The sequence below is a fragment of the Streptomyces sp. DvalAA-14 genome, from assembly GCF_900091855.1.
Taxonomy (GTDB): domain Bacteria; phylum Actinomycetota; class Actinomycetes; order Streptomycetales; family Streptomycetaceae; genus Actinacidiphila.
Genome location: NZ_FMCH01000536.1, coordinates 1 through 4,648, shown reverse-complemented (window position 1 = coordinate 4,648; position 4,648 = coordinate 1). Strand labels below are relative to the sequence as shown.

General features: G+C 75.3%; 4 protein-coding genes. 2 read left to right on the top strand and 2 right to left on the bottom strand.

Annotated features, from left to right (window positions below):
* Nucleotides 1-350 precede the first annotated feature (350 nt).
* Entirely contained in the window at nucleotides 351-1,340 is a 990-nt protein-coding gene (locus GA0115240_RS28690; protein ID WP_093741117.1) for a malate dehydrogenase, read from the top strand.
* Between the two features lie 123 nt (nucleotides 1,341-1,463).
* Here GA0115240_RS28690 and GA0115240_RS28685 read toward each other — a convergent pair whose 3' ends face one another.
* A complete protein-coding gene (locus tag GA0115240_RS28685; protein WP_093741115.1) occupies nucleotides 1,464-3,035 on the bottom strand; it encodes a MocR-like pyridoxine biosynthesis transcription factor PdxR in 1,572 nt (523 codons plus the stop codon).
* A gap of 49 nt (nucleotides 3,036-3,084) precedes the next feature.
* Between GA0115240_RS28685 and GA0115240_RS28680 the strand changes: the two genes are divergently transcribed.
* On the top strand, nucleotides 3,085-3,594 hold the full coding sequence (locus GA0115240_RS28680) for a carboxymuconolactone decarboxylase family protein (protein WP_093741114.1): 510 nt from the start codon (nucleotides 3,085-3,087) through the stop codon (nucleotides 3,592-3,594).
* On the opposite strand, the gene GA0115240_RS28675 is transcribed toward GA0115240_RS28680, so the two are convergent.
* Nucleotides 3,536-4,417, bottom strand: coding sequence for a hypothetical protein (locus tag GA0115240_RS28675; protein WP_237555286.1), 882 nt, complete (start codon nucleotides 4,415-4,417; stop codon nucleotides 3,536-3,538). The genes GA0115240_RS28680 and GA0115240_RS28675 overlap by 59 nt on opposite strands.
* Between the last annotated feature and the right edge of the window lie 231 nt (nucleotides 4,418-4,648).

Sequence of the window (4,648 nt, the reverse complement as noted above, 5' to 3'; positions counted from 1 at the left end):
TCCTCCGGCGGGGCCTCGGCACCGGCCACCACTCCCGCGCCCTCGGGGACGGGGACGGCGGGACCGACGCCGACGCCGACACCGACGCCGGGCAAGCTGTGCATCGGACTGATCCTGGTGGGCGTCTGCGTGGGTTGAACCGGGGGCCGACACGGTCGCTGAATCGTTCCTGCGGACGGTTTCCGTGACCGCCCGGTGACCGGGGCCACATACCCGCGGGGCAACGCCGGCGCCCACGCGCGATAGCCTGACGGATGGCTCTCTTGACGCCGAGAGATCCACGTTAGGGGCCGCCTGGGTCACTGCCGGGGCGACCAGTTACCCGCAGCAGGAAAAGGCCAGGAGAAGGCATGACTCGCACTCCCGTCAACGTCACCGTCACCGGAGCGGCCGGCCAGATCGGCTACGCGCTCCTCTTCCGTATCGCCTCGGGCCACCTGCTCGGCGCGGACGTGCCGGTGAACCTCCGGTTGCTGGAGATCCCGCAGGGCCTCAAGGCCGCCGAGGGCACCGCCATGGAGCTCGACGACGCCGCCTTCCCGCTGCTGCGCGGCATCGACATCAGCGACGACCCGAACGCGGCCTTCGACGGCGCCAACGTGGCCCTGCTGGTCGGCGCCCGTCCGCGCACCGCCGGCATGGAGCGCGGCGACCTCCTCTCGGCGAACGGCGGCATCTTCAAGCCGCAGGGCAAGGCGATCAACGACCACGCGGCCGACGACATCAAGGTGCTGGTGGTCGGCAACCCGGCGAACACCAATGCGCTCATCGCGCAGTCGGCGGCCCCGGACGTGCCGGCCGAGCGCTTCACCGCGATGACCCGCCTGGACCACAACCGGGCGATCGCGCAGCTCGCGAAGAAGACGGGCACGCAGGTCGCGGACATCAAGCGCGTCACCATCTGGGGCAACCACTCGGCGACCCAGTACCCGGACATCTTCCACGCGGAGGTGGCCGGCAAGAACGCGGCCGAGGTCGTCAACGACGAGCAGTGGCTGGCCGACACCTTCATCCCGACCGTGGCCAAGCGCGGCGCGGCGATCATCGAGGCCCGCGGCGCCTCCTCGGCGGCGTCGGCCGCGTCCGCCGCCCTCAACCACGTCCACACCTGGGTGAACGGCACCGCCGACGGCGACTGGACCTCCATGGGCATCGTCTCCGACGGCTCCTACGGCGTCCCGGCCGGCCTGATCTCCTCCTTCCCGGTGACCACGAAGGACGGCGCGTACGAGATCGTCCAGGGCCTGGACATCAACGCGTTCTCGCGGGCGCGGATCGACGCGTCGGTGAAGGAACTCGAGGAGGAGCGCGAGGCTGTGCGGGCGTTGGGTCTGATCTGACGCTCGGGCGCGTGGCCGGGCGGAGTCCGGCGCGGGCTTGCGAAGCCCGGGAGGCCGCTCGGGAGTGACGCGGCTTGCGCCGTTCGGGATCGGGTAAGGGGCTCCGCCAAAAGGCGGGGCCCCTCACGTGTGGTCCGGGCCGGCCGGCTGGGACAGGACCTCGCACAGGAGGCTCAGGGTGGGGGCGAAGGCGTGGTCCGGTGGGGCGCCGTAGCCGATGACGAGGGCCGGCGGGGCGCTCGGCGGGGCGCCGAAGGTGGGCAGGCCGGACAGGGCCAGGCCGCGGCGGTGGGCGCTGCTGAGGACGGCGGCCAGCGGGCCGGCCTCCGGCGGGAGTTCAAGGACCGCGTGCAGGCCGGCCGCGATGCCGGAGATCCGTATCGCCGGCGCGTGTTCGGCGACCGCGGCCAGCAGCCGGTCCCGGCGCGCCCGGTAGCGCGCCCGCATCCGCCGCACGTGCCGGTCGTACGCCCCCGACGTCAGGAACTCCGCGAGCGTCAACTGGTCCAGCACCGGGGAGTGGTGGTCGGCCAGCCGCTTCTCCCGGACCACCGCCTCCAGCAGGTGCGGCGGCACGGCGATCCAGGCCAGCCGCAGCCCCGGCGCCAGGCTCTTGCTGGCGGTGCCCGCGTACACCACGTGGTCGGGTGCGAGCCCCTGCAGCGCGCCCACCGGCTGCCGGTCGTAGCGGAACTCGCCGTCGTAGTCGTCCTCGATGATCAGCCCGCCCGTGCTCCGCGCCCACGCGGTGACCGCGGTACGCCGCCCGGGGGACAGCGGCGCGCCCGTCGGGAACTGGTGCGCCGGAGTGAGCAGCACCGCCGCGAGGTCGGCGGTGAGCCCCGCCACCTGGGCGCCGTTCTCGTCCACCGGCAGCGGCACCGTTCGCAGACCGGCCGTCCGCAGCAGGGTGCGGGTGTCGGGGTAGCCCAGGGACTCCACGCCGATCCGCCGGCCGCCGCGGCCGTGCAGCACCCGCGCCAGCAGCCCGACGGCCTGCACGAACCCGGTGCAGACCACCAGCAGTTCCGGGTCGGTGCGCACCCCGCGCACCCGGGCGAGGTAGGCGGCCAGCGCGGTCCGCAGTTCGGGCCGGCCCCGCGGGTCGGTGTAGCCGAAGGCCTCGCTGGGCGCCGTGGTCAGGGCGCGGCGGGCGGCGACCGCCCATGCGGCGCGCGGGAAGGAGGACAGGTCGGGGGAGCCGGGCAGCAGTCCGTACGGCAGGCCGGCCGGATCGGGTACGGGCGGGTCGGTGGGGCCGCGCCGGGAGATGCGCCGCGTCTGGGGCGGCGCGGTGAACGGCGGGCCGGGCGCCGGGCGCGGGGCGACGCTGGTGCCCGAGCCCTGGCGGGCGGTCAGCCAGCCCTCGGCGACGAGTTGGCCGTACGCGTCCGCCACCGTGTTGCGGGCCAGGGCCAGGTCGCGGGCCAGTACGCGGCTGGACGGCAGCCGGCTGCCGGGGGCCAGGCGCCCCTCGCGCACCGCCTCGCGCAGGGCGGTTTCCAGGGCGGCGCGGGAGCGGGCGCCGGCCAGATCGAGCAGCAGGTCGCGGCCGGCGGCGCGGTCAGGGGTGTCGGCGATCCCTTCGGTGGCGCGGTCAGGGGTGTCGGCGGTCGCGTCGGCGGCGACCTGACCGCCACCAGCGACCTGACCGCCACCAGCGACCTGACCGGCAGAAGTGGCCCATTCGTTCATGGTCCAAGTGCACCATGGCACGGGCCATTCCCGCGGTTAGCGTCGACGTATGACAACGACTTCCGAGACCTCGACCCCCCTGACCGCCCCGACATCCGACGCACCGGTCCCCGCTGCGGCGCCGCGGATCAACCTCAAGGCCAAGGCCCCCGCCTTCTACCAGGCGATGATCGCCCTCGACCGGGCGGCGGCCGACGGGCTCGACCCCGTGGTGAGCGAACTCGTCCGGGTCCGCTCCTCCCAGCTCAACGGCTGCGCGTACTGCGTCGACATGCACACCGCGGACGCGCGGCAGCTCGGCCTGACCGAGCAGAAGCTGTACGGGGTGGCGGTCTGGCGCGAGACCCCCTTCTTCACCGCCCGGGAACGGGCCGCCCTCGCGCTGGCGGAAGCGGTCACGGGGCTCGGCGCGCACGGGGTGCCGGACGCGGTCTACGACGAGGCGGCGCGGCTGTTCGACGAGGAAGAGCTGTCGCGGCTGCTCGCGATGTGCGTGACGATCAACGCGTGGAACCGGATCGGGGTCGCGTCTCGGCTGTCGCCGCAGGTTCGGGGGTGACGGGCTCCCCGAACCGGGCCAGCGCGAGCGCTCCCAGCACGGCCAGGACGAAGCCGGCCGCGGCGGCCGGCCCCCAGCCGTCACGGGTCCGGTCGCCGAGAGCCAGCACCCCGACCAGGGCCGGGCCGACCGACTCCCCGATCACCATGCCGGCGGTGGCGGCGGTGACCGAGCCGCGCTGCAGGGCGGAGGTCAGCAGCAGGAAGGCGGCGGCGCCGCCCAGGAGGAGGGCGTAGAGGGCGGGGTTGGCGAAGAGTTCCGCCGGGCGGGCGCTGTCGATGAGGCGGACGGCCACCTCGACCACGCCGAAGCCGAGACCCGAGCCGAGGCCGAGGCCGGCCGCCCTGGCCTTCCCGGGCAGGTGGCCGGCGGCGGCGCCCAGGGCCGGGACGGCCGCCGCGGCGGCGAGTGTGCCCCAGCGCAGGGCGCTGCCGCCGTGGCCGCCGCCCTCGCTGCCCGAGGCCAGGCCCAGCAGTGCGAGGCCGCCGCAGACGGTGGCGACCGCGGCCCACTCCCTGCCGCCGAGGCGGACGGCCAGTATCCGGCTGGCGGCCACCGCGGTCACCGCGAGGCTGGCGGCGAGGGCGGCGCCGACGGAGTAGATCGGCAGATGCCGCAGGGCGACCAGCTCCAGGGCGAAGCCGGCGGCGTCGACGCCGAGGCCGGCCAGGTATTTCCACTGGCGTACGGCCCGGGCGAGCAGTTGTGTGTCGACCCCGGAGCCGCTGCCGGGCGCGGCGGCGCGGGCGCCGGCGGCTTGCAGCACGGATGCCACCCCGAAGCAGATGGCTGCGCCGAGGGCGGTGAGCATTCCGGTAAGCATCCGCCGAGCCTATGGCTGCCGCCGGCCTGCCCGGGACCGCCGGCCCGCCGCCCGACCCCATCGCCCCGCGGTCGGTGCGGGGCGCGGTCCCCTTCCCCTGCGCCGGGGTCGCGCCCGCCCCTGGCGGCACGGGCCCCCGCGGGGGCGTCTTCCCACCCGCACCACCCGTGCGGGTGGGTTCCCCGGCTGACGGTCCTCTTGTGGGGCTGCGCCACCGTCGGCGGCCGGCGG

What these genes read in the sequence shown, in the direction of transcription:
- GA0115240_RS28690 (WP_093741117.1), top strand. Translation starts at nt 351, where the DNA reads ATGACTCGCACTCCCGTCAACGTCACCGTCACCGGAGCGGCCGGCCAG.
- GA0115240_RS28685 (WP_093741115.1), bottom strand. Translation starts at nt 3,035, where the DNA reads ATGAACGAATGGGCCACTTCTGCCGGTCAGGTCGCTGGTGGCGGTCAG.
- GA0115240_RS28680 (WP_093741114.1), top strand. Translation starts at nt 3,085, where the DNA reads ATGACAACGACTTCCGAGACCTCGACCCCCCTGACCGCCCCGACATCC.
- GA0115240_RS28675 (WP_237555286.1), bottom strand. Translation starts at nt 4,417, where the DNA reads ATGCTTACCGGAATGCTCACCGCCCTCGGCGCAGCCATCTGCTTCGGG.